Origin of the sequence: Collinsella aerofaciens (assembly GCF_001405375.1) — a bacterium.
In the GTDB taxonomy this organism is placed as follows: Bacteria; Actinomycetota; Coriobacteriia; order Coriobacteriales; family Coriobacteriaceae; genus Collinsella; species Collinsella aerofaciens_F.
Genome location: NZ_CYYP01000005.1, coordinates 1 through 25,083, shown reverse-complemented (window position 1 = coordinate 25,083; position 25,083 = coordinate 1). Strand labels below are relative to the sequence as shown.

Below are 25,083 nucleotides of genomic sequence, written 5' to 3'. Positions count from 1 at the left end.
GTCAGATGGAGGTCTGAATGTACAAGCGCACCAAGATTGTATGCACCATGGGTCCCGCCTGCGATAGCGACGAGACCATCCGCGAGATGATCAAGGCGGGCATGAACGTCGCCCGTTTTAACTTCTCGCACGGATCCTACGACGAGCACCACGGTCGCATCGAGCGCGTCCGTCGTATTTCCAAGGAGCTCGGTCTGCCCGTCGGCATCCTGCTCGACACCAAGGGCCCCGAGGTCCGCACCGGCCTTCTGGTCGATGGCAAGAAGGTTGCCGTCAAGACCGGCGATAAGATCGTCGTCACCGCTCAGCCCACGTCCGAGGATTTCCACGGCACCGCTGAGCACATCTCCCTCGACTACCTGGCTCTGCCCTCCGAGGTCGAGAAGGGCTCCCTTATCCTGATCGATGACGGTCTGGTTGCCCTCGAGGTCGAGTCCGTCGACGGCCAGGACATGACCTGCGTCGTTAAGAACGACGGCCTGATCGGCGAGCGCAAGGGCGTCAACATGCCCAACGTCAACATCTCGCTGCCCGCCATCACCGAGCGCGATCGTCAGGACATCCTCTTTGGCCTGACCGAGAACATCGACTACATCGCCGCTTCCTTCATCCGTGACGGCGAGTCCGTCCGCGGCATCCGCGAGCTTTGCCGCGAGAACGGCGGCGAGCACGTGACGATCTTCCCGAAGATCGAGTGCGCCCTGGGCGTCGAGAACTTCGACGAGATTCTCGAGGCTTCCGACGGCATCATGGTCGCCCGTGGCGACCTGGGCATCGAGATCAAGCCCGAGCTCGTTCCGCACATCCAGAAGGAGATCATCGCCAAGTGCAACGCGGCCTACAAGCCCGTTATCACCGCTACGCAGATGCTCGACTCCATGCAGCAGAACCCGCGCCCGACGCGCGCCGAGGTTGCCGACGTTGCTAACGCCATCTACGACGGCACCGACGCCGTTATGCTCTCTGGCGAGTCCGCTGCCGGTAAGTACCCGGTCGAGGCCGTCAAGATGCAGGCCAGCATTGCTCTCGAGACTGAGAAGTACCTCCCGGCTCACGCTCCGCTCGAGGTTCCGGCTGACGCTCACGGCACCCGCGTCGTCAACAACGTTGTGGGTATGTCCGCTGTGAACATGGCTACCACCGTTGGCGCCAAGTGCATCACCGTGCCGACGACCACCGGCCGTACTGCTCGCCTGATCTCGCACTTCCGTCCCAACATGCCGATCTGCGCGTTCTCCCGCCACGAGTGGGCCGTCCAGCAGATGATCATGTACTGGGGCGTTATCCCGCACCAGGCCGAGATTACCCAGGGCACCGTCAACGGCACGATCGTCAAGGCGATCGAGACCGCTAAGGAGCTCGGCTACGTCGAGGCCGGCGACCTGACCGTCGCCACCGCTGGCGATCCCCGCATGAGCGTCCAGCTCGAGGACAAGGTCTCCTCGACCAACGTCGCTTACGTCGCTCAGGTGCGCTAAGTCGTACTTGCAAGCACACTTGCATCGCAAAGGGCCCGGAAGGCGAAGCCTTCCGGGCCCTTTTTCTGTGCCAATGCCGGCGCACGGCAAAACACACACTCATTTCTTTACCAAAAGCGCGAAATCCACCCTTCGAGACCCAATGAATAAAGTCCCAAGCGCTAAAAGTGTTCGCCCGGTGGCAAACCCACACCTTAACCGACGCTGCTAAATCGTTTTAGCAAGAGCCGGATTGACCTGCTTTTCGGAAGTATGCGGCAAATTCTGATACCTCCGAGCACACCCCGTTTTTTCGCAACAAAATGCCTGATAAACTAGCCTCAAAAGCCAGGTCTGCTCACAAGGTTTAGATTTTGCCGCATACTTCCGAATTGACACTGGCATCGCACGGTCCAAAAGCATATTTCGACCAGGAGGACGTCATGGACCTGACGCTATGCGGTCAATCCGCTTTTTACTATCACCGTATCCCGCCACAGATATTAGGCCTTTACCCTGCCATTAGCCTTGGCAATATGGATCGCAGATGTTGCGGCCTCGGAAGTCATGCAGTTGTAAAAGACCTGCTTCACGCACCGCTTCACAGGATTGCATTCACTCGGGCACAATCCGGGTCGCGAAGCCTGTTTAAATCGCACCTCCTGACCCAAGAGCCGCCTCCCGGGTCGTTTAGGCAAACCGAGCATGGGTTTGATGTCACATCGCCCGAGTTCACACTGCTCAACCTTGCTACGCAGGTCTCACGCAACCAGCTGCTTATGGCGTGTTATGAGATGTGCAGCTCGTTTGCTGTGTATACACCCTGCAAACGAGCGCAACGGCAACTTGATGAAGCTATTTCGCTTAAGCTCATTCCACCCAACTGCGGCTGGGAGCGGGTTATCGACGTCAACGGCAAGGATACCAACCTGTGGAAGCGCACGCCGCTTCTTTCCGCAGCGGATATCGCCGCGTTCGCCAAGCAGGCCGCAGGCCTGCGCGGTGTTAAGCAGCTCCGCTGGGCCGCCGAACGCATGACAGGACAGACCGCCTCGCCCTTCGAAGTACAGACCTCCATGCTTATCTCGCTCCCCCGCGACGAAGGCGGCATGGGCATCAACATCGCAAACAACGTGCGCATCCCACTCAGCGACGCCGCGCGCTCGCTGTATGACAAAACCTGCTGCTACGCCGATATCCTCATCGAAAGCGCCACCGACAGCATGGGTGTCATCCTTGAATGCCAAGGCCGCTCCGCCCACGACAGCGAAGCCGCGAGCCTCTCCGATGCCGAGCGCGCCACCGCGCTCACAAGCATGGGCTACGACGTCATCCAAATTACCTTTGGCCAGATTAAGGACAAGAAGAGCTTCGACCACATAGCCGAGCTCATCCATAAAAAGGCTGGACTTTCCTACACCCCAAAGACCAAACAGGAGCGCGCCGCCGAAGTCACCCTGCGGCAAGAGCTACTTGTCAATTGGGATGAACTGTTCACCGTCAAGCCGGCCAGCTAGCAGCTAGCAATCAGGGGCAGCGCAGGCACATCGGGCGATTCGACACGGGCGGCAAAACCCGCCTCGGTCAGCTCGATCACCTCGGTAAACGTTGCGTCGAAGAACTCCTCGGTCAGCAGGCGGTATGGCGGATGGTCGGGCTCACCGGGGTTTTCGCGCACGATCTCGTGCATAACGCCGATGGTCTTGAGCACATACTCCTTATGGATGGGATACTGCCCAAAACGCGTCGCAGCAGTATACAGGCGATCGGTCGCACGCGGAATCGAAACAATGCCGAGCGTCTTGCCAAACCAGTCAAAGTCGCCTTGCTTTTTAATGCGGAATTCCTCGCACGGCTTGCCGCCGTGCGCCTCCAGGTACTGATTCACGCGCGTATTCCACACGGTATCGGCCACGAGGTGAGACCAAACTCCCAGCGTAAGATCGAGCAGCGACTGCGCCACGTCATCGGGCGCGAGCGAAAGCTCGCTAGCACCGGGACCGACAACCGGCTCGGCATCCCTGTAGCGCTGGGGATAGTGCACGCGATTCAGTCGCTCGCGCTCCTCGATAATCGAGGTCGCCGCGGCTAGCGCACCGGTGGGTGAACTTTTAAGCAACGGTGCCACATAGGTATCCCAGAACTCATGCTCACGAGGCTTAGGGATGGGTTCAGGCTTGGCAAAGTGCGTAATGCGGTACGGGATGGGATCGGCAATGCCAGGGACCATATAGCCCACGAAGATATCCGGAACCACGCAGCCAAACAAAAAGGCATTGCGGTCGCGCACGCTCTTGGCAAGCGCACCGGTGCGCTCCAGCAAACGCTCCGTCTGAGCGATATGAATGTTCCAGCTTGGCATAGCCACCCCCATAAAAAACCTGGATAACTATACCATCACGGCAAAGCCGCGCGGGCGGCTACGCACGCTCTACGCAGCAACTAGTCCGTAGCACCGCTTTCGGTTCCATACGACGGCGAAGGCGCCTCGACCACATGGTGATATCGATCGATATAGATTGCACGGGCACCCAGGCGTCGCACCAAATCCTGGTGATGTGTGCTCATCAAGACCGTCTTACCCGCCGCGACGTAGGCCAGCAAGAAGTTGACCACGATGTCGCATGAATCCTCGTCGAGCCCATTGGTAGGCTCGTCGAGCACCAGGATATCCGGGTTCATCGACATCACCGCAGCCAGCGCAACGCGCTTCTTTTGCCCGCCCGAGAGCTGATAGGGAGAGACGTCGACAAGGTCGGCAACCTGGAACAGCTCCATGGCATCGCGCACGCGGCGCTCGAGCTCGTCTGCCGGCAGCCCCATCTGCGCGGGACCAAAAGCAACTTCCTCGCCCACCGTAGCGCAGAACAGCTGGGCGTCGGCATTCTGGAACACAAAGCCCACGCGCTGATGAAAACGCTGAGCGGCCGCAGAATCCTTTAGAAACGCCGCATCGACCGCATGCCCGTCGAACAGGTACGCACCCGCGTCCGCAAGCTCAAGGCCGTTGATAAGACGCATAATCGTCGTCTTGCCGCAGCCGTTAGGACCAAGCAGAGCAACGAGCTCTCCACGGTTCACCTGCAATGAAACGCCATCGACCACCGTATGACCCGCATAGGAAAACACCACGTCGCGAAACTCGATGAGCGGCGTGACCTCGGCGCCGGCAGCACCGCTCGCACCCATCGCGTTATTCGTATCGTTTGCCAAAACGTCGCCCTTCCCTACTCACATCAACGGTTCGACCGTCCGCGCTACAGCACCGCGCACAACACGGCGAGCAACGCCACAACGGCCGCGTAAACCGCATCGTGCCAGCCAAAGCCGCTCCGTGCAAGCGCCGGATACACGCCGGCGAAGCCGCGACACAGCATGGCCTCGTCCATCGCGCGGCTGCATTCCATCGCCTTGATAAACGTCATGCCCATGATACCCGCCAGCGAATCGGTGCGCGAAAAACCCGCAGGCGCGGAACCGACGCTGCGCAGCATGACCGATTCGCACAGATCGTGCGCCGTGCGTCCCAGCACCTCAATATGCTTGAGCGCCATATCAAACGTAAAGATAACCTCGTCGGGCAGGTGCAGCATTTTGAGCGCCGCCGACATGCGGCTCCAGGTGAGCGTCCACGAAACACCCAGCACCAGCGACACATTAATAAACGTCTTGAGCGCGATCTTGAGCATGGCGCCCATGGCAGACGCGCTCAGCAACAGGGCAGGCAGCGCCAGAACCACCGCAAGCCCCGTGGCGCCAAGCGCCGGTACAAAAGTCGCGCGCAACCCGCGCGCGGGGCGCACCGCGACCAGCACCAGCGCGATAGCCGCCATCAGCATCAGGTACAGCGGGCTCTGCGTCAGACACACGCACAGGACGCAAACGAACATCCCCACCAGGCGCACCGGAGCCGAAACGCAAGAAAGGGCGCGGTCGACCATCGACCCGCCCTCGTGCGCGCCCCCACCCAGGCGAACCCGCTCAAGCAGGCTCGCCAGGTGCAGGACGTTCTTTTGCATCACACGATGCCGAGCCCCCACGGGCTCGTATCGCTCCTCGGCCGCAAGCCAGCTAGGCAGCTCGGCTATTGCCATGAGCACCGCTTTCCTTAACCGTCAGCGAGATCAGACGGAATGCGATGGTGAGCACCGCCACGCCAATCACGCCGGACAGGATATACATGGCAGCCTGACCGGCAAAGCCAAGACCCTGCTCCTCGGAATAGGCCTGCAGGTAATCACCCGTAGGCAGCGCATCGGCAAAGGTCGGGGTGTCGAGACCGACCGAAGCCTGCAGGCTGTCGTCGCCAACCTCCTGAACGGCGGTCGCGGCGCCCTCGGCGTCCCACTCACCCCAGGCGTCATCCGTGGCCAGCAGGCCCAGCGGCGTGGCCACGACAAGCACGGCAACCAAGATGAGCGTGGGGACCAGCGAGGTCTTCTTGGCAGCAGCGCCCTCGGCAGCAAGCTGTCCATCGGCGGCTTCGGGGCCGACGATAACGCTCGGCGCCGTCTTCTTGATAAAGCCGTAGATCGCGGCAGTCGCCACGCCCTCGACCACGCCGGCTACCAACATATGCGGGATCATCATGGCCGGAATGGCAATGGACAGCGGGAAGGGGCAGTACAGCGGAGCGCCCGAAGCATTCGTGAAAAGCATCGGCTGAATACCAAACTCGATTGCTGCGCACAGGGCCGCCAGGCACAGGCCGACCCAGCCGCTTACGATGGCCGAAACCGAGGTACCCCAGCTCTTGTCGTGCAAACGGCTGTTAAGCGCGCGGAACACGATGGCTGCGGCAAACGGCAACACGAAGGCCATGTTAAAGCAGTTAGCGCCAAAGGACAGGATGCCGCCGTCGCCAAACAGCAGCGCTTGCAGCGCCAGCGCGACCGAAACCGCGATAGCCGCGGCCTCGGGGCCCAGCAGCAGCGCGATGAGTGCGCCACCAACGGCGTGGCCTGTGGTGCCGCCAGGCAGCGGCACGTTGAACATCATGAGCAGGAAGGAGAACGCGGCGCAGATGCCCAGGAACGCCATGTGCTCGCGATCGAGTGTGGCGCGCACCTTTTTGATGCAGTGGATCCAAACGGGCACCATCGCCACCGCCATAACGGCATCGGTCTGCGGGGACAGATAATTATCTGGAATGTGCATGTACGCCTCCCGGTTATCGGCGCACGGAATTGCAACGCCGCTTGAATCACCTTTCCAGTGTTACGTAATGTCAGATTCGTAACACTCCGCGGGCTATCATAGCAAAACGGCGCACTGCCGACAAAGCAGCACGCCGTTATGTAATGCGCGTGTCATATATGCAGGCTCAACGGTGCCTTATACCGAAAACAGCAGTCACGTAAGACTCGGCGGCAGCCGACGCTGGCCCATATCCGGCGCAGGACCTAGCCGCGGACCTCGCCGTTTACGCCCTTGCACACCTTGGTGACGATCTTCTGGTGCGCCTTTTCGACCTCTTCGCTGGTGAGCGTGTGGTCGTCGGAGCGATACGTAAGCGCAAAGGCCATGGATTTCTTACCCTTGCCGATGCGGACCGGATCGCGGTAGACATCGAACAGGCGCACGCCCTCGAGCAGCTTGCCGCCGGCACTCGTAATACGACGCTCAAGATCCTCGCAGGTCACAGTGTTGTCGACCACGATAGCAAGGTCGTGCTCAACGGCCGGGTACTGCGAGAACTCACGGTAGTTATCCTGGTTGCGGGCGCCCTTGATCAGCTTGTCCAGGTCAAGCTCAAAGGCAACGACGACCTCGTCGATGCCCATAGCCTCGCGCGCCTCGGGGTGGATCTCGCCAACCCAGCCCAGCACGGTACCGCCCGAGAGCACCTCGGCAGCACGACCCGGTTGCAGGAAGGCATAGCTCTCGCCCTCGACGGGACGGAAGCGAACCTTCTCGATGCGCAGCTGGGCAAGCAGCTCCTCAACGATGCCCTTGCCAAAGAAGAAACGCAGCTTGCGGTACTTCATGTTCCAAGACTGCTCGCTCCACTGGCCCGAGAGCACACCCGCCACGGACTTGGTCTCCTTGGGCAGGCTGGCGTTCTCGCGGCCATGGAACAGGCTGCCGACCTCGTACAGGTGCACGTTGGGCGTGCCGTGGGCCTCGTTGTAGGCCACAGACTGCAGCAGACCCGGCAGCAGCGAGCGGCGCATCTCGGTCTGCTCGGCCACCAGCGGGTTCATGAGAACCACGGGGCAGCCGCGGCCCTCGGTGGACATACCAATCTTCTCCAGGTCGCCCGGGGCGGCAAAGCCAAAGGTCGTGGTCTCGTTGAGGCCGCAGGCGCGCAGGATCTCGCCGACCTTACGGGTGAGCTTCTGCTCGCGGGTCAGGCCGCCGATGTGGTTCTTGGCAGCCGGGATGGTCGCCGTAACGCGGCCCATGCCCCATAGGCGCAGAACCTCCTCGATCAGGTCGATCTCACGCGGCAGGTCGGGACGGAAGCTCGGCGGGGTAACCATAAAGTCCTCGCCGTCGCGCTCGACGGTGCAGCCCAGACGGGTGAGCGAGCGCTCGATAAAGTCGGGCTCGATGTCGGCGCCGCAGATGGCGTGCACGCGGGCCAAGCGCAGCTTGATGCTATCGATGGTCTTGGGCGCGGGGAAAACGTCGACGTAGCCGGGAGCGACCTCGCCGCCGGCGATCTCCTCGATGAGCGCGCACGTGACGTTGGCGACATCCACGCAGCCGGTCTCGTCGACCTGGCGCTCAAAGCGAATGGAGGCGTCGGAGATCAGCGAAAGGTCGCGGCTGGTGTGCGAGGTGCGGCCGGCGTTGAAGCAGGCGCTCTCGACCATCACGTCGACGGTGTCGTCCTCAATCTCGGAATCCATGCCACCCATGACACCGGCCAGCGCCACGGGACGCTCGCCGTCGGTGATGAGGCCCATGCCGGCGTCAAGCGTGCGCTCCTCGCCGTCGAGCGTCGTGAACTTCTCGTCCTGCTGGGCGGCGCGAACCACCACACGACGGTGGCCATCGCGCTCGGCAAAGGTGTCCAGGTCAAAGGCGTGCAGCGGCTGACCGGTGAGCATCATCACATAGTTGGTGATGTCGACGATGTTGTTGTGCGGGCGCACGCCCAAGGCGTTAAGGCGCTTGACCATCCAGTCGGGCGACGGGCCGACCTTGACGTTGCGCACGATGCGGGCAACGTAGCGGTCGCACAGGCCCTCGTCGGCAATCTCGACCGAAAGCTCGTCGTCGGTCGCGCGGCCGGTCTCGGCCTTGATGGCGGGCAGCTCAACGTGGAAATCGCGGTCGAAGATGGCGCCGGTCTCGCGGGCCATGCCGATCATGGACAGGCAATCGGGACGGTTGGGCGTGATCTCGCAGTCGAGCACGGTATCACTCGAGCCCACGTACTCGGCAAACGGCATGCCGCAGGGCGTATCCTCGGGCAGGATCATGATGCCGGAGTGGTCGCCGCCCAGGCCGAGCTCGCGCGCGGAGCAGTTCATGCCCATGGACACGACGCCGCGAAGCTTGCTCTTCTTGATCTTGACGTCGCCGGGCAGGACAGCGCCGATCATGGCCGTGACGATGTGGTCACCGGCCTCGAAGTTCTGCGCGCCGCAGACGATCTGCAGCGGAGCGGGGTTGCCGTCGGCGTCGAGGTTCTTGTCACCCACGTCGACCGAGCACACATACATGTGGTCGCTATCGGGGTGCGGGGTCTTGGTGAGCACCTTGGCGGTCACCACGTGGTCGAAGGACTCGCCCACGGTGTCGATCGCCTCGACCTCGGTGCCGGTACGGATATATTCGTCCGAAAGGGTCTTGGGATCCTCCGGAATATCGATCATGGTCTTGAGCCAGTCGTAAGAAACACGCATCTAGCTCTCCTTTCATACTGAAAGCCTGCGAAGAGATGCAGGTGGAAACTTCAACTTTGTGAACATTCCTTACAAAGCGAGGGTTGTCCAAGTGCGGCAGATCGGCCCGAAAGAGGAGCGCCGCGTACTTTGGTACGCAAGCGACGAATGAGCGCCGAGGTGCCGTGCTTGGGCAAGCCGCAGCCTAGAACTGATTCAAGAAGCGCATATCGCCCGTCATGAGCGTTCTGAGGTCCGGCAGGTCGTAGCGCAGGGCCGCGACACGCTCGGCGCCAATGCCAAAGGCGAAGCCGGTGTACTTCTCGGGGTCGATGCCGCAGTTGATCAGGACGTTGGGGTCGACCATACCGCAGCCCAGGATCTCGATCCAGCCGCTGTGCTTGCAGAAGTTACAGCCCTTGCCGCCGCACACGTGGCAGCTCACGTCCACCTCGCAGCTCGGCTCGGTGAAGGGGAAGAAGTGAGGGCGGTAACGCGTCTTGCGATCCTCGCCAAACATGCACTTAACAAAGTAGTCGAGCGTGCCCTTAAGGTCGCCAAAGGTGATGCCCTCGTCGACGACCAGGCCCTCGATCTGGTTGAACTGCGGCAGGTGGCAGGCGTCGGCCGTGTCGGGACGATAGACGGTGCCCGGGCAAATCATATAGATGGGCGGCTTCTGCGACTCCATAGTGTGGATCTGCACGCCCGAGGTCTGGGTGCGCAGCAGCACGTCGGACTCGCCGTGAGCATGTGCCTCGGGGTGCGCGACGCTGCCGGGGTTGTTGTCGACCACGTAGAAGGTATCGCGGGCCGAGCGGCTCGGGTGATCCATGGGGGCGTTGAGCGCGGTGAAGTTGTAGTAGGAGGTGTCGACCATGGGGCCGGACTCGACGGTGTAGCCGATGCCGCAGAAGATGTCCTCGGCCTCCTCGATGATCTGCTTGATCAGGTGCTGGTGACCGATCTGCGGACGGATGCCCGGCAGCGTGATGTCGACGGCGTCGTGCTCCAGTGCGTGCTTGAGGGCGGCGGCCTTCATCTCGGTAGTGCGCTCGTCGAACATGCCCTCGATCAGCTGGCGCATCTCGTTGGCGCGCTTGCCCATCACGGGACGATCCTCGGGGGCGAGCTTGCCCATCATGCGCATCAGGCCGGTGATGCGGCCCTTGCGGCCGAGCAGCTCAACGCGCGCAGCCTCGAGCTTGGCGGCGTCGTCGGCGCCTGCAACGAGCTCCTTGGCCTCTTCCTCGAGTTTGACCAGATCATCAATCAGACTCATGTCTTCCCTTTCGTCTCTCGCGCATTCGCTTGCCGGGGCGACCGATGCCGCTTGGCGCTGCGAAAACGCGGCCCGGTTCGGTAACAAAAAACCGCCCTCGGGCATGTGCATTGCCCAAGGACGGTTGAATTCCGCGGTACCACCTTGTTTGACCCGGCGGATGTCTGGCCCGCCGTGCCCACTCTGCGCCCCTTATCGCGAGGCTCACGGCTTCCCTACTGGGGCTTCGCTGCCGCTGGCCGCGCGCCCGTTGAGGTTGCTGCTCGGGAGTGAACGCTTGGCCCTTGCCACCGTAGGAAGGCTTGCAGCCCATGACCTTCCCTCTCTTGCCGGCGACGCGGCGGGCAAAACCCTCTCCGTCAACGCATTGGGCTATAGGATAACACATTCTGCGAGTATATCGCCGCGTTCCGTTTTGTTCGCACTGGGTACAAGACAGGTAGCTGTGCAAACTGGCCGCACGCCCACCCGTGGCGTCCGGTCTGCGAGATCAAGGATATAGGTATGGGAAAGAAGTACGATAAGAAGGCCAAGCCCGCAGCGGGCAAGACGCCCAAAGGCATGAAGGTCGACAAGGCCGTCAAAAAGTTCCGCAAACTCGAGGGCAAGCTGTGGACTCGCGAGTACCTGCTCAAGATTGCCGAGTTCGATGGAGCGACGATTGCTCCTGCCAACGGCGCTGCCGCCCGTGCCGACGCCATGGGCACGCTTGCCGGCGAACATCACAAGCTACTGACCAGCGAGAAGTCCGTTGAGCTCGTACGCTCGTTAGCGCGCGAGACGGTTGCAGGCGGCAAAATCGACGACCCGCAGCTGCTCGACGAGATCCGCGTGCTCGGCCGCGACCAGCGCGAGGCAAGCGTTATTCCTACCGAGGAGGCCGAAGCCTGGACCAGGCTCACCTGCGAGGCCGACGCCGTGTGGCACAAGGCCAAGACGGCCAACGACTGGGCGAGCTTTGAGCCCTATGTGGATAGAATCGTCGCCCAACTTAAGCATCAGGCCGAACTCATGGACCCCAAGCGCGACCCATACGACGTTTGGCTCGACCAGTACGAGCGCGGCCTTTCTGCCGAGAGCTTCGACGCGTTTTGCGAGGAGGTCAAGGCCGCGGTCGTGCCGCTCGTGCACGCCATCGGCGAGCGCGGCCAGCAGCCCGATGCCGACTTTTTGCACGCCCGCGTGCCCGAGGCCGCCCAGCGCGCCATGAGCTTCGACCTGATGAAGCTCGTCGGCCTGAACCTGGACGACACCACGCTTGCCTTTACCGAGCACCCGTTTAGCGAGGGCTTTGCCGTGGGTGACGCGCGCATCGCGACACACATCTACGAGGACGATTGCATCTCCAACGTCTACAGCATCATCCACGAGGCGGGGCACACCATGTACGAGCTGGGCGTCAATCCCGCCTATGCGCGTACCTGCCTGGAGGGCGGCACCTCCATGGGCATCCACGAGAGCCAGAGCCGCTTCTTTGAGAACACCGTGGGCCGCAGCCGTGCCTTTATGGGACCGCTGCTCGAGGTGCTGCGCCGCCACGCGCCCGAGGTCTACGGCAACGTAGACGAGGACACGCTCTACCGCGCCGTGAACATCGCGCAGCCGTCGTTGATCCGCACCGAGGCCGACGAGCTCACCTATCCGCTGCACGTTATGGTGCGCTACGAGATTGAGCGCATGCTGTTTGCCGGCGAGGCCACGGCCAAGGACATCCCCGCGCTTTGGAACCGCTTCATGAATGAGTACCTGGGCATTCCGGTTCCCGACGACACGCGTGGTTGCCTGCAGGATACGCACTGGAGCGGTGGCTCGTTTGGCTACTTCCCCACCTATGCGCTGGGCAGCGCCTACGACGCCATGTTTGTGCCGGCCATGTGCCGCGACGGTGTCGACCTTACCGGCGCCTGTGCGAGCGGCGACCTGACACCCGTCCGCGCATGGCTGGGCGAGCACATTTGGCAGTGGGGCCGCGCCAAAGACGCGCCGGAACTCATCAAGGGCGCATGCGGCATGGCGTTCGATGCCCGCTACTACTGCAGCTACCTGCAGGACAAGTTCACCACGCTGTACCAACTGTAAGGATTGACCAGCACGCCATCGCCACCGCCAACCATGTTGACGCCGATGTCTTGGCGACGTCAGCGAAAACGACCCTAAGCGAGCAAGGTGACGTGAAATGAAAGGGCGCTGACCTTCTGGTCGCACCCTTGAAATTGAACGTCAGATTGCCGCTTGGGGCCGTTTGCAGCGTCGAGCAGTTACGCGGTTTGGTAAAACCGCGTAACTAAAGAGCCTCGAGCGCGTTGGCGATGCGCTTCATGGCGGCATCGGCGGATGCTTGGTCGGGCGCCTCGGCCAGCACGCGGATAACCGACTCGGTTCCGCTCTTGCGTACGAGCACGCGGCCCTCGCCCGCCAGCGACGCCTCGGCCTCGGCGATGGCGTTCTGCACGCCCATGTTCTCGAGCGCGGCGTCCTTGTCCGCCACGTGCACGGCCACCTGCGCCTGCGGCAGCAGCTTGCACGGAGCCGTGAGCTGCGAGAGCGCCTCACGCTCGGCGCGAATCACTTCCATCACGCGCAGCGAGGTCATAATGCCGTCGCCCGTGCGCTCGATATCGCCAAAGATCGTATGGCCCGTCTGCTCGCCGCCCAGGCTGTAGCCGCCCTCGCGCATCTTGGCATACACGTGACGGTCGCCCACGCCGCTGGTCACGGCGCTCAGACCGGCAAGCTCCAACGACTTGATCAGGCCAAAGTTGCTGGCAATCGTCGGCACCACGGTACCGCCCGAAAGGCGACCGTGTTTGTTCAGATACACGCCGCACACGTACAGGATCTGGTCGCCGTCTACCACGCGACCGCGCTCATCCACGGCCAGGCAGCGGTCGGCATCGCCATCGTAGGCAAAACCCACGTCCAGGCCCTGCTCCACCACATGGCGCTGCAGGCGCTCCATATGCGTGGAGCCGCAATCGACGTTGATGTTAAAGCCATCGGGCGCGGCATTGATCACGCGCACGTCGGCGCCCAGCGCGTCGAACACCGGCTTGGCCACCGAGGAAGCCGAGCCGTTGGCGCAGTCGATACCGATCTTGACGCCCTGCAGCGAAAAGTTCGCACTTGCAATGAGCGAAGCAATGTAGCGGTTGCGGCCCTGCATGTAGTCCACCGTGGCACCGATGTGGTTGCCCGTGGCCAACGGAACTTCGCTCTTGCCATCGATGTAGTCCTCGATGAGCTCCAGTACGTCCTCGTCCATCTTAAAACCGTCGCTATTGACGAGCTTAATGCCGTTATCGCAAAACGGGTTGTGGCTCGCGCTGATCATGATGCCGCAATCGAAGCAGCCCTCCACGGTCTGATGTGCCACGCCCGGCGTCGGGATCACGTGCAGCATATAGGCGTCCGCACCGCTCGCGACCAGACCGCTCACCAGCGCCGCCTCGAACATATAACTCGAGCGACGTGTGTCCTTGCCCACGATAACGCGCGCCTTAGCACTGCGGTTGGCGCCGTAATACCAGCCCACAAAACGGCCAATCTTATAAGCGTGCTCTACCGTCAGCCCAACGTTGGCCTCACCGCGAAAGCCGTCGGTGCCAAAGTACTTCATGCGCTCTCCTTACAAAATAGGGGCGGACAGATTGCCTGTCCGCCCCAAAATGGTACTCGATTATCTGCACTACCAGAAAAACCCTACGCCGACGCGCTGTCGCGAGCCGCCTGGCATGTAGGAGTCTGACGCAGCGTAAGCGGCTTGTCCCCCGCCTCGGCCGACGTGGTCAGCGTATACGTGATCGTCGTCGTCTCGCCAGCATGCAGGTCAACGGTTCCTGAATAGCAGGGAACTCCGTGCCAAGTGGCAGCGAACAGTCCAAACTGAGTCCCCTCGACGGTTAGATCGGTAATGCTGCCGCCTGTCGGCGCAAACAGTGATACATACAAGCGCTCATCGTCACGCGAGGTCCCAGGCGCACTGGCCGCTACGTAGTCGGGCAGCTTACCTGCCTCCTCCTGCGTCATGATGTTCGTCAGGGTAACGGTGATGCGATACGAGCAAGCGCCGTCGCCGTTCTTCACGCCCTGACCAATCTGCGTATCGGCGTTCAGATACCAGTCGAGCTTGGAGAAGCTCAGGTTGTTAAAGTAAACGCCGGCAACGGGATCGGCACTCGGATCATCCGGATCGGGCAGCGAAGCGTCAATGCCCGTCTCTTTGATGGCATTCTGCTCATCATCGTTTCTCATCCAAGCGATCAGGCGGCCCTCTTCGGCACCGCGCTCAACGGCGCTGACAAGGTTCGCAACATCGACGTCGCCGATACCGCCAAGGATCTTGTCAAAGGCAGCGCTGGCGACGGATGCAAAGATGCCGTCCGACTCCTCGACCGGATAGTTCCAGTACACATCGTGCATGAGGACCTTTGCGGCGTTGGTGCCGTCGACAACCGTTCCGTCGGGCAGCGAGACATTACCGACCAGGCCCAGCAGATACTGCAGGAACACCGGGTCGATACCGATGACGCCATCAACATCCTGTCCATACTGGGACTTCCACAGCGCGGCGACACGCTGCGAGTTGCGGGGCCAATCAGGCGAATAGGTATTGCCCGAGTTGTACAGGTTGCTGTGGTTGCCGAACAGCGCCTCATCCTCTTCGTCGACGCTCTCGACTGCCTCATCCTCGCTGAGTCCAATGCGGGGAACAAACTCGCCAATCGACATCTGGCCGTCGGTGACCGAAATCAGGCCCTGCGAACCGCCAAAGCCGCCGCAGGCACGAATCTCGACGTTGTTCATGGCGTACACAAGGTAGTTGCGCGTCTGGCCGTTGGCGCCGAGCATCTGGGGAAGGACGGGGGCGACCTTCTCCGCCGCGTCGACCGCACCGTTGAGGGTGGCAAAGCCGTCCTTGGCCTTATCGACCAGCTCGGTCACCTGGGAAATATGAGTATCGCCAATGCCCTGGACCTTCTCGTTGGCGCTCTTGAACACCTTCGAGCTGCTGGAAAGCGAATCGGCGACCGCCTGCAGCGCAGACACGTTAATCATGCCGTCCTGGAACAGCTTGCCGGGCGTAGCCTGCGAAAGGTTATCGGCCATGGGAACCAGCGCGTTGCTCGAGACATCGGACAGGGCATCAATCATGGTGCGGGCTGCGTTGATGTCACTGCCATACACCGGGATAAACGAAGCCGCCGTCCACAGCGGGCTCGAGGTCTCCGCCTTCATGCTGTTGCAGAGCTCATCGATCTTCTTCGCGTCGTCAGGCAGCGTCGAAAAATCTCCCGACGTGACCTTGTCCTTAAGGCCACTGACGATCTCGACAGCCTCCTTCGCTTCACTCTTTACGGTCTTTGCCGAGTTAAGCAGCATAAAGCCGCTTGCGCCAAACGCAACGAGAAGCACCGCGACCACAGCGGCAATAATGGCGCCGGTGTGACGCTTTTTGCGCTCGCCCTTGCGATGGCGATGACGGACCAGACCGTCAGAGGTCGAACTCGACGAAGCGTCGCTACCGTAGTTCAAGCCAAAATCGTAATAATCTTCCTTGGAACCCGAGCCCGCAAACTCGGCACCGCTATCATCCAGGCGGGCGAACGTACCAGTCTCGGAGGCGCCGGTGTAAATCGTGCCAAGGTTACCCGTAAGCCCCGCGCCACCGGCAGAGGGAGTATTGTTGTCGGCCTTGCCGGCATTAACGTTGCCGGCGGCATTCGCGGCGTTGGCAGCACCTGCGTTGTTCGCAGGTACCGAAGGAGCCCCGCTCGGCTGCGACGTGGAGGTTGCACCGCCCGCAAAGACATTCCCTTTTGCACGGCCGGTCTTTTTTGCCTTTTGAGACTGCTCGTACAGAGCGGTAAACATCGCCGTCTCGCCCGGGGACACGCGCTTACCGGAACCGCCCTGTCCAGCGCCGCCCGGCGTGCCGGCCTTACCAGCCCCGTTCGGACGCGGCGGAACTGCAGGGCGGCCGCTATCGCTGCCCTTAAAGTGATTACCAGCCATAAAGAAATCCTCGCAATTGAGTCGCAATAGAAAAGTCCATAACGCTATTAGTTTATGGCATATTGAGCATCGACAGCTAAATTCCAGACACGGATATCAATTGGCGAAAATGTGGCACAACACCTTATCTGTCTTGGCGGCGGCGCCAGCTACACCGTAAGGAACATCATCACGATGATCATGGCGAAGCCGATAAGGTCGGTCGGCAAAAACACCGTGCCCAGCATAACAGCGCTGGTGATGGTCGCCGAGACCGGCTCCACGGTTCCGATAAGGCTTGCACGCACCGAACCGATGTCCTTAACGCCCTGCATATAGAGCATGTAGGCGAAAAACGAACCGATGACCACGAACACCGCGAGAGCCTCGATACCGACAGCGTCAAGTGCCGGCATATGCGCCCAGGGCTGAACCACGGCGCACGAAACGATGCCTGCCGTGAGCATGGCCGAACCCGTGACGATGGGGCTGCCGTATTCGGGCAGAATCTTAGCGGGAATCACTGCCATGCAGGTGGCGCTGACCGCACACATGAGGCCCGCGATCAAGCCGAGCGGCGAGATGTTCAGGCTGGTGGGATCACCTCCGGTAGCGATTAAAAAGGTGCCGCCCAGGGCCAAGCCGATGCCGACCGCCTCGCGCACGCGCGGCATGCGGCGGTCGACCACGCAGGTGTAGCCCATGATAATGACCAATTGCAGACACTGAAGCACCGTTGCGGTTCCGGCATTGGTCAGGCGCACGGCCGAAAGATAGCAAAACTGGTTAAACAGCAGGCCAAAGGCGGTAAAAAGCAGCAGCTGCCTTCGATCGGCAGGTGTGGTCCAGAGCTTAACCAGGCGCTCGCGGTCGCGCGTAACGACCACGGCCATAAAGAGTAGACCGGCGAGAATCTGACGCACGCTCATAAGCCACAGCGTATCGACATGGTAGGTATCGAACAAAAAACTCGCGCTGGTGCCCGAGAAGCCCCAAAACGAACCGCCCACCAGCGTAGCCAAGACGCCCGTGATCATCTTGCGCGTCGAAGCGCTGTTCAGGCGGTCGCGCCATGCGCGACGGGTGTTGCGGCTGAGCTCGTCGGTGCCCTCGGGCACATCAATGTTCGATATATCGGTCATCGGCACCGAAGCCCCTGCGCCTTCGACCTGCTCGACACACTCTTTGCTCATTCCACTCCCCCGAAACAGCCTGGAAACAATTCGGCTTACCTTACCACGGCGAAGTCACCAGCTGGAGGCTTGTCCGCTTATCGGTAGGACAATTCCGCAGGCGTCTTTCCATAGCTCGATACCGCAATGGCCTTGCATTATGCGACAGCCAAATCGCGGCAGCAGGCTCTTTTGAAATGGATGCGACAAAGCCCCCGAATTCCACAATGTAAGCGATTTTTAAAAATGTTCTTGCCACCGAGTTCAGGCTCCGTTATATTATCCCTTGCGCACTTGCGCACCCTTGATCGGGCGTTTAGCTCAGGGGGAGAGCGCTTCCCTGACACGGAAGAGGTCAGAAGTTCAAATCTTCTAACGCCCACCAAATGTTCGCAGCTCAGAGGCTATGTCCTCTGGGTTGTTTTGTTTTATGTCGCCAAATCCGCTGGCAGCTCCAACCGCCCAACTAGCCAAAATCCGACCATCTACTTGCCGATCTATCCATCGGCATAACCAATCAGTCCGCACCGCAACTTCTCAGCAAAACGCCGCGATGTCTGCGCCCTGCGGTATCCTTGAGTCACTTGCACCTGCAGCACCAAGGAGCCGCCATGCGCACCGAGCTCGATGTCCCCTTTTCGCACAAAGAAGAAGCCAAGGCGCTGGGCGCCAAATGGGACCGGACCAAGAAGATCTGGTATGTACCCAGCGGCGTCAACCCCGAGCCCTTTGCCGAGTGGCTGCCCGGTGTTGACCGATCCGACCCCTCAGCGCCGTATATATATCTAGTACTGGGCAAGCGCGAGTGCTGGAAGTGTCACAAAGAGACCTCGGTCGCGGCCTTCGGCATTCCCTATCGAGCCGATAACGACGAGAGCATCGCCATCGCGCACGCGCCCAACGAAGCCGGGCACATTGCCATCGACACGGCCAACGCCAACGCACTCGCCATCGTGCCCGCTCTTGGCTGCGTGCCGGGCGAGATCCGCGACTACCTTCATAAGCGCTGCGGCTACAAGCCCGTAGGCGCGCGAGCCTCCAAAGCCCCGTCGCTCGGCAACACGTGCACCAGTTGCGACGCGCTGCAAAGCAGCCGCTATCTGTTCGAGGAGCCCTCGTCCCCGTTTGCCCTCACTGCCATCAACAAGCTGCCGGCACTGGAGTTTATACGCGTCGAAGTTGCCGGCGTCTTTGGCGTCCCGGCCACGCGTACCGACTTTGACCAGGCGCTCTTTACCTGGGCACGCGACCATCACGCCGAGTTCCACAAGCAACTCGGTGAGGGGATTTATTTGTAGAGACGGAGAAGCCTTCACAGCCAGCTCCTCCACATCACCTATCCCTCGTCGCCGGCGTCATACACGATATCGAGGCCACAAACAGGGCATTTCTCCGGATACACCGGCATATGAACGCCTGTCTGTTTTCTCACTTCGTCGCTGAGCCTGTCGCGCGCATCGATGAACCGAATGTCGAGACACGGTATTTGCGAGCCGCAGCAAGGACAGGCGACAGCAAACGACCCGCAATCAACTTCTACGCCCGGAAACATATTGTTGTCGATAAGGGCGCACGGCAATTTTCCGTACTTCCCCATCGCAATATCGCCTCGCCAGCTCACACACGCTCCCCTCTCGCTATCCAAATCAGGAAGAGCATGCACCGGCGGGCGGGCGCGAGATTGCATCGCCACGCGATCCGATCAAACAACACGATCGTAAAAGACCGCCAAAGCCAAAAACGCTAATACGGCAGAAGCCCCGCCTTTTCACGCTTCTTTTCCGAGCGATCGAACTCAATGCGATGGGCCTCAAGAAACACCGTATTGGGTCGCCACTGACGCTCATTCGGCTGCCTTAGCGTCGTACCCGCAAAGGAAGCGTAGTCGGTCTTATCCAGCAGGTACGATCCGCACAGCCGATATTCGCCGCAAACAGGCTCAAACGAAATCAGATGAGCATCGAATAAAGCATGTAAGTCGCGCCGAAGCAGAATGCCGTTGCTGGCAACCTGCGATTTGGGTCCCGAGTAATTCTCGATATGTGCAGCCTCCAGAGCTTCGCTGACGCCACAGTCCGACACCGCGCAACGGCCATCATAGGCGGCAACGAGCTGCTTGCGGAACCATTGCTGCCCCAATCGCTCGCGCCTTAACGCATAGCGGACCTTTTCGTCGTCGGTCGTACCCTGTCCGGCAAACTCAATATCGACGGGCATGTGCTTCAGATAGCTCATGTCGGGCGCAAAACGAGGGTCCGGTCCGCCTTTATGAACAGGACCGTGCAGAATAAACCATCCGTTTTCGGGCTCGAACCGTTCAACAAACGCAAGGCCGAGCACCTTGTAGCCCACCTCGGTTGCAAATATGACTCCGACTGGAACGCCACATTCCATGCAGTTGAGCATTTTACGGTTGTAATTCTGGTCTCGAAAACCAACGGTACCCGGCGCTTGAACCGAGTACTTAATGACCCACGTACCATCGTCCAAATAGAGCGGAGGCACATCGGTGTAGAAGCTCTTTTTAGAGTTATGGACCGAAAGCGCAAAGATCTTATTGGGATCTTGCTTCACCCGATCCTGGCCCGGCCAGAAGATCCCTGAATCCCGCGTTACGGGAAAGAAGTCCGAGCCAATTCTCAAACGATACTGATACTGAGGGCTATCTTCCTTGGTGTGGTGCGGAAGGCTGGTCCAAACGCCGCCGCGCTGTTCCTCACCCAGAAACCACTCCCATGCCTCAACGTATTCGGAAGGCACGAGACTGCAGGCGCGGTCATAGCTTGGTCCATCCATCAACGGAACAGCAAGGTCAATGTCGTTCATCGCCAGCACCTACAACCATACGAACGCGAGTCATGCCCCTCAATAATATGGCCGAGAGTCAATTATTACGAGATCTCATTCCGCGATCGGCACATCGTTGATGCTCTCGGTTTGCCGCTGGCGCGCTTGTACCCCGCTACCCCACTTCCCTGTATACTGATGTAGCACGTGTTTCATCCGGGCTTGTTGGGCCGGGTCGTTCATGGGAGGTTCTTGTGGCTGCTTCGAATCCGCCTAAGGGAAGCGTTTCTTCTTCGTCCATCAAGCCGGTGACGCGCAAGGCCGTGCGTTGCCAGCGCGAGGTCGCTTGGCTTGTCACACAGGCGGCTGGCAGGCTTGTGGCGACCACTCAGGACGTCAATGCACCTACGCCGAGCTTTGTGTTAGCGGCGGCGCTGGATTTTGTGCGCCAATTGGAGCTTGCCGCGCAGGATGCCAACGGCCACCTCGACTACCAGAACGTTATGGCGCCCGACCTGCAAACGTTCTGTCACATGGCCAAGTTGCCTGCCGCGCCCAATGCGCTTTCGGACGCAGGCTACATGTTTACGCTCTCGGGCGCGGACCTTATCCGCAACATCTATGCATACTGCAGCGAGCTCGCCGAGCGCCACGTCTTTGACGCGGCAGAAGTCAAACCGGGAAATGTCATCAAGCTGGTTCTTAGGCTGTTCTTGATAGACGGGTTTGGGGCCATGCCGGCGTAAGCCGAGTCTTTAGCATCACCGTCGACTGGGCAACAACCGCTTTACCTTAATGGACGCCAATCGAGGGTCGATTATTGGGTCGCCTCGTCCACTAACGCATCTATCCCACGCGCTCCGACAGTCGATACTTGCGGTTGCGGCTCGTCGCCGGCGCCGTGGGCTCAAGCTCGCCTTGAGCAATGAGCGCGTTGACGCGCGACCTAACCTGGGAAATTGTGAGCCCTGTGTGCTCTGCCAGCTCGCGCGTCCCCAGCTCGCCGTAGTGTTTGAGCGCCGTCACAATTAAGCCCCCGCCATGATCGACCGGCTCGATCTTTGAACGGTAAAGTACGACCTTGAACCGATCGAATCCCAGGCAGAACAGGGGCTCGGCCAGACCATGCGCGCGCATGGCATCGATCATCATCGGGATGCCCGAGCCATTGCCCTCAGCCGGCGAACCTGCGCCATCCGGCAGCGGAACAATCGACATGAGCTTCACAAGCGTCGCGTTACGGCATCGGGAGCTGCCGTCAAACAAGTTCTCGCGAGTCTTTCCCCCGTAAAGGCCGCCAGGATTCGTCACCTCGACACGATCGTCAAAGACGTCGACGGCAATCGATTGTCCACAGAACCGATCCCCGTATTCTCGATGGATTACGGCGTTGGCGATTGCCTCGCGCAGAACCTCCTCAGGAATCTCAAGCGAGTCGACACGCGAGACGCCTTGGACGGTCGAGGTTCGCCGCAAATTCTTGGCGACGGCCGCGACGGCATCCGAGATCATCTCGCCCAACGTTCCCTCACAGATTGTGCGGTCCATGAATCTCAGCGACCCCGCCATGCCCTTCTGAGTTCCCGCATGGACAGCCACGTCAATGAAGAGCTTGGGATAGAACTGCTGAGGGTAGGTGCCCACAACTAGGAGTCCAGCCTTGGTGACATTGCCCTGGGAATCAAGGATATTTAGGCGCTCCAACTTCGTTTGCTTATCCGACGCGCCGCGCATTGCCCGGGGCGTCAACGAAAAAGCCCGATCTATTGTGCGGTCGACCAACGTCTCGTCGAGATCGTCCGCACCTGCACCCGGCACCGCGTCGCGATCGCTCGGAGTCGCTCGACCGTATGACGCCAATGCGAGCACCTCGGTCGACGAAAGCGGGACATCTTTGTCATCGATGCGTTTGTAGCTGCCACCTTGAGCGCCCCGCTCTATGACATAACAAGGCTTGCTCGACGGGTCGAGCTCCTCAATCGTGATGACCAGAACCACGGTGCCCTGGAGCTCCACGCGCTCAATGGTGTATTTGGGCGGATTGGCCAGTTTTCCGCGACCGCCGGCATCGCCCATGCCCGCTACGAATTGGTTGAGCACCTTCTCGGTCTCAAAGTTCTCAACCGGGACAAAGCCCGCGCGCTCGCTCACGCCGAGCACGATAATTCCGCCAGCAGTATTCGCGAATGCACTAACCGTTTCCCATACGTCGCGGGAAAGCGTCGTGGCGCTCTCCTTGACCTCGACGTTAAGATCGTCCGAGCCCATGCGCCTTAAAGACTCGAGCAGACCGGTCAGCTCGTTTTCGTTCATCTGCACGTCCTTTCGCTCGGCCCGGCGGAGAATGCCGCGAATAGATTTCCTTCGTCTCTCAGTTATCTCTCGTAATTATCTCTCATCTTTCTGCTATCTCTCATATTAGAGATAAGTGAGAGATGAAAGATAAGATATCTGCCATTTGTTTCATTTAAACATGTTTTTGCTGGTAGAACAATCAGTATTGAGACAATACCATGATTGCTTGTCTCTTTGCTGATCAGTTATCTCTCATATTTATCTCTCGTCTTTTAGCTATCTCTCATATTAGTGACGAATGAGAGATGAGAGATACGTGGGTGATGGGCGAGCGTGGATTATTGGACGGTCGGAAAATCCCTCAAACAAAAAACGGGGCCGGTCTTACGCCGAACCCCGTTTTCAAACGGTCAGTTAGTTATCCAACGCGCGAGCATAGCAGTCAACATTACGCCGCTGCAAACACTCCCAAGCCCGTTCCGATGATGCAGATCGCGAAGATGCCAATAATAATCCAAATGGTCTTGACACCCTTTTTATAGAGGGCAACGCAAGCGAACGTTGCCAGCAAGGGCAGCAGGCCGGGGAAGATCGAATCGAACAGATCCTGCAGGACAATTTCCGAACCACCCACATCAAAGGTCAAAGCCGTGGACAGCGAGACCTGTGCCGCAATCATTGCGCCGATAACGGTCATTCCGAGAACGCCGGCAGCATGCGTCATGCGAGACATAAGGTTGTTCTCTTCGGACTGCTGCAGGAACTTGGTTCCCAGGTCGTATCCCAGATGGGCGGCGACGATACGCGTTGCAAAGTTAATCACCGAGTAGATGAGCGCGTACACGATGGGGCCGAGCGGGTTGCCCGTCGACGCGATGCCAATACCGATGCCGGCGGCGACCACGCGGAACGTGCCCCAGTAGAACGAATCGCCGATGCCGGAAAGCGGTCCCATGAGGCCGACCTTCATGGCGTTAATCGAGGACGTGTCGAAGTTCTTATCGGCAGCCGCCTGCTCTTCCATCGAAACCGTTAGGCCGGCTACAAACGGAAGCACATGAGGCGTGATGTTAAAGAACTCGGTATGGCGATCGAGCGCCGCATAGTAATCGTCGTCGTTGGGATAGATCTTTCGCAGGGGCTTCTGAATGGTGTACATGAAGCCCATTGCCATCATCTTGTCGTACGACTGCGAGCACTGGCTCGTAAACTGGCGAAGGAACATGCTCCGATACATATCGGGAGTCATAATCGCGTCCTTCTTGGCCTCTTTGAGATCGGTGTTCTGGGTAGCCATTAGAAGTCCTCCTCTTCATCCTCGGCAACCGCCTGCGGACCGGCCGAGCCCTCGCGGAAGGCCAGGAGCAGCGCGACGCAGATAGCGGCAGCGGCAACACCGACAACGTCCATCTTGAGGTAGATGACCATAATGAATCCCAGGAACAGCCAGGGAAGAAGCTTGTTGTCGCCCATGGTCCTAATAAGAAGTGCGAAGCCGATGCAGACCATGACGCCGGATGCAACGTTGAGGCCGTCCATCACAAACTGCGGAATCGCGTTGAGCGCATTGTTGATGAGGTCGGCACCAAAGAACAGCGAGCAAAACACCAGCAGTGCAGACGGAATGCCAATCGACAGCGGCACGGCGGTCAGATGGTACAGGTTCGCCTTGGCAAGATCGCGATTTGCCAGAGCGGTCTCAATCTTCTTGCAGGCAAAGGCACCCGGAACGGCGTAGCAGAAGTTGCGCCACACCTGAAGGAAGACGGAGACGGGAAGGGCGAGCGCGACGGCAGTTGCCGTGCCCGTACCCGTAATGACGGCAAACGCGCAGCCAAGCACGCCGGAGGCATAGACCTCGGGAGGAACCGCCGCGCCGACCATGATGGCGCCCATGAACATGGACTCCAAAGCAGCGCCGACGATAACGCCCTGCTGGACATCGCCAAGGATCAAGCCGACAAACAGGCTTGTAAACAGCGGACGACCAAGCATCGTAATGCCAAATAATTGCTCGTCCATGGACGCAATAAATGCGACCAGTGCAACTAGGAGGTACTGGGCAGCTATTCTGATTAACCCCAGAAATAAGCCTGCAGGCGAGACGTTCAGAACAGCTCGCCTGCAGGCAACAGCAGCAATTTGAAAGGATTAGTAGTTCATCTGGTGGTAGTAGCGACGCGTGGTGAGCGGGTGGTTGCGGACGTGCTCGAGATGGCAGCTCAGGCGCTCGGTGATGGTGTAGGTGACCATCGGGGAGACGA

At 60.0% G+C, this 25,083-nt stretch carries 19 protein-coding genes and 1 tRNA gene; 6 read left to right on the top strand and 14 right to left on the bottom strand.

Going from position 1 to position 25,083, the window contains the following annotated elements; translation table 11 throughout:
• Window positions 1-17: 17 nt before the first annotated feature.
• Together pyk and ARB25_RS03670 are read left to right on the top strand one after the other, a co-directional pair.
• Entirely contained in the window at window positions 18-1,478 is a 1,461-nt protein-coding gene (gene pyk / locus ARB25_RS03675; protein ID WP_055250555.1) for a pyruvate kinase, read from the top strand.
• A 422-nt stretch (window positions 1,479-1,900) separates the two neighbouring features.
• Entirely contained in the window at window positions 1,901-2,974 is a 1,074-nt protein-coding gene (locus tag ARB25_RS03670) for a hypothetical protein (RefSeq protein ID WP_156327674.1), read from the top strand.
• Here ARB25_RS03670 and ARB25_RS03665 read toward each other — a convergent pair.
• The 6 genes from ARB25_RS03665 to pheS all read right to left on the bottom strand — a co-directional run bounded on the left by ARB25_RS03665 (window position 2,971) and on the right by pheS (window position 10,574).
• The gene (locus ARB25_RS03665; protein ID WP_055285893.1) at window positions 2,971-3,819 is read right to left on the bottom strand and encodes a hypothetical protein; all 849 of its coding nucleotides are present in this window, start codon (window positions 3,817-3,819) and stop codon (window positions 2,971-2,973) included. The two genes, ARB25_RS03670 and ARB25_RS03665, sit on opposite strands and share 4 nt — an antisense overlap.
• Window positions 3,820-3,899: 80 nt before the next feature.
• Window positions 3,900-4,670, bottom strand: a complete 771-nt coding sequence (locus ARB25_RS03660) for an energy-coupling factor ABC transporter ATP-binding protein (protein WP_156327673.1) — start codon at window positions 4,668-4,670, stop codon at window positions 3,900-3,902.
• A gap of 44 nt (window positions 4,671-4,714) precedes the next feature.
• Entirely contained in the window at window positions 4,715-5,551 is an 837-nt protein-coding gene (locus ARB25_RS03655) for an energy-coupling factor transporter transmembrane component T family protein (RefSeq protein WP_055285890.1), read from the bottom strand.
• Complete coding sequence (gene cbiM / locus ARB25_RS03650) at window positions 5,529-6,614, bottom strand: cobalt transporter CbiM (RefSeq protein ID WP_055285888.1); 1,086 nt, start codon at window positions 6,612-6,614, stop codon at window positions 5,529-5,531. The genes ARB25_RS03655 and cbiM overlap by 23 nt, the downstream gene beginning before the upstream one ends.
• Window positions 6,615-6,859: 245 nt before the next feature.
• Complete coding sequence (gene pheT / locus ARB25_RS03645; RefSeq protein ID WP_055285887.1) at window positions 6,860-9,313, bottom strand: phenylalanine--tRNA ligase subunit beta; 2,454 nt, start codon at window positions 9,311-9,313, stop codon at window positions 6,860-6,862.
• 184 nt (window positions 9,314-9,497) lie between these two features.
• Entirely contained in the window at window positions 9,498-10,574 is a 1,077-nt protein-coding gene (gene pheS, locus ARB25_RS03640) for a phenylalanine--tRNA ligase subunit alpha (RefSeq protein WP_055285885.1), read from the bottom strand.
• A 504-nt stretch (window positions 10,575-11,078) separates the two neighbouring features.
• On the opposite strand from pheS, the gene ARB25_RS03635 reads away from it, so the two are divergent.
• Window positions 11,079-12,653: a carboxypeptidase M32 gene (locus ARB25_RS03635; protein ID WP_082421849.1), complete on the top strand. Its 1,575-nt coding sequence runs from the start codon at window positions 11,079-11,081 to the stop codon at window positions 12,651-12,653.
• 205 nt (window positions 12,654-12,858) lie between these two features.
• Here ARB25_RS03635 and glmM read toward each other — a convergent pair whose 3' ends face one another.
• The 3 genes from glmM to ARB25_RS03620 form a co-directional block, all read right to left on the bottom strand.
• Window positions 12,859-14,190, bottom strand: coding sequence for a phosphoglucosamine mutase (gene glmM, locus ARB25_RS03630; RefSeq protein WP_055285882.1), 1,332 nt, complete (start codon window positions 14,188-14,190; stop codon window positions 12,859-12,861).
• An 83-nt stretch (window positions 14,191-14,273) separates the two neighbouring features.
• Window positions 14,274-16,586: a DUF4012 domain-containing protein gene (locus tag ARB25_RS03625; RefSeq protein ID WP_055285880.1), complete on the bottom strand. Its 2,313-nt coding sequence runs from the start codon at window positions 16,584-16,586 to the stop codon at window positions 14,274-14,276.
• 149 nt (window positions 16,587-16,735) lie between these two features.
• Window positions 16,736-17,758, bottom strand: coding sequence for a DMT family transporter (locus ARB25_RS03620; protein ID WP_172676314.1), 1,023 nt, complete (start codon window positions 17,756-17,758; stop codon window positions 16,736-16,738).
• A gap of 289 nt (window positions 17,759-18,047) precedes the next feature.
• On the opposite strand from ARB25_RS03620, the gene ARB25_RS03615 reads away from it, so the two are divergent.
• Together ARB25_RS03615 and ARB25_RS03610 are read left to right on the top strand one after the other, a co-directional pair.
• Window positions 18,048-18,122: transfer RNA gene (locus ARB25_RS03615), tRNA-Val, on the top strand.
• A gap of 226 nt (window positions 18,123-18,348) precedes the next feature.
• Window positions 18,349-19,035 carry a DUF5710 domain-containing protein gene (locus ARB25_RS03610; RefSeq protein WP_055285878.1) on the top strand — a complete coding sequence of 229 codons (687 nt, stop codon included), beginning with the start codon at window positions 18,349-18,351 and terminating at the stop codon, window positions 19,033-19,035.
• A gap of 38 nt (window positions 19,036-19,073) precedes the next feature.
• On the opposite strand, the gene ARB25_RS10220 is transcribed toward ARB25_RS03610, so the two are convergent.
• Window positions 19,074-19,334 carry a hypothetical protein gene (locus ARB25_RS10220; RefSeq protein ID WP_055285876.1) on the bottom strand — a complete coding sequence of 87 codons (261 nt, stop codon included), beginning with the start codon at window positions 19,332-19,334 and terminating at the stop codon, window positions 19,074-19,076.
• A 146-nt stretch (window positions 19,335-19,480) separates the two neighbouring features.
• Complete coding sequence (locus ARB25_RS03600) at window positions 19,481-20,563, bottom strand: HNH endonuclease (RefSeq protein WP_055285874.1); 1,083 nt, start codon at window positions 20,561-20,563, stop codon at window positions 19,481-19,483.
• Window positions 20,564-20,778: 215 nt separating this feature from the next.
• Here ARB25_RS03600 and ARB25_RS03595 point away from each other — a divergent pair, with 215 nt between their 5' ends.
• On the top strand, window positions 20,779-21,270 hold the full coding sequence (locus tag ARB25_RS03595) for a hypothetical protein (RefSeq protein WP_055285872.1): 492 nt from the start codon (window positions 20,779-20,781) through the stop codon (window positions 21,268-21,270).
• A gap of 100 nt (window positions 21,271-21,370) precedes the next feature.
• Here ARB25_RS03595 and ARB25_RS03590 read toward each other — a convergent pair whose 3' ends face one another.
• From ARB25_RS03590 to ARB25_RS03580, 3 genes are all read right to left on the bottom strand, one after another.
• Window positions 21,371-22,837 (bottom strand): ATP-binding protein, encoded by a 1,467-nt coding sequence (locus ARB25_RS03590; protein ID WP_055285870.1) that lies wholly within the window; start codon window positions 22,835-22,837, stop codon window positions 21,371-21,373.
• Window positions 22,838-23,267: 430 nt separating this feature from the next.
• On the bottom strand, window positions 23,268-24,116 hold the full coding sequence (locus tag ARB25_RS03585) for a PTS system mannose/fructose/sorbose family transporter subunit IID (protein ID WP_055285868.1): 849 nt from the start codon (window positions 24,114-24,116) through the stop codon (window positions 23,268-23,270).
• Window positions 24,116-24,889 (bottom strand): PTS mannose/fructose/sorbose/N-acetylgalactosamine transporter subunit IIC, encoded by a 774-nt coding sequence (locus ARB25_RS03580; RefSeq protein WP_156327671.1) that lies wholly within the window; start codon window positions 24,887-24,889, stop codon window positions 24,116-24,118. Before ARB25_RS03580 ends, ARB25_RS03585 begins: the two co-directional genes overlap by 1 nt.
• Between the last annotated feature and the right edge of the window lie 194 nt (window positions 24,890-25,083).